The organism is Brachyspira catarrhinii (genome assembly GCF_005518285.1).
Classification (GTDB): Bacteria; Spirochaetota; Brachyspiria; order Brachyspirales; family Brachyspiraceae; genus Brachyspira; species Brachyspira catarrhinii.
The window spans coordinates 1-208 of record NZ_SJDU01000981.1 but is presented as its reverse complement, the minus strand read 5'-3'; the positions used below and the strand labels follow the sequence as shown (position 1 = coordinate 208).

The 208-nt window shown below is 33.7% G+C and carries 1 protein-coding gene; it reads left to right on the top strand.

All coding sequences use genetic code 11. The features are described 5' to 3' along the window. Window positions 1-208, top strand: a 208-nt coding sequence (locus EZH24_RS13915) for a PD-(D/E)XK nuclease family transposase (protein ID WP_170310904.1), incomplete at both ends; no start/stop codon positions are given.

Sequence of the window (208 nt, the reverse complement as noted above, 5' to 3'; positions counted from 1 at the left end):
AAAAAGAATGGCAATGTCCACAGTTGCTACATGATTTACGATACTAAAACCGAGCGACTTTTAACCGACCATTTGCAAATACATATTATAGAATTAAAGAAATTTAAATTTGGCGTCTGCCCGCCGTTGGCGAAAGATAATAACTTGTCAAAAGATTTAAACTATTGGCTTGGATTTTTTACAACTAATAACATGGAGGGATATATGT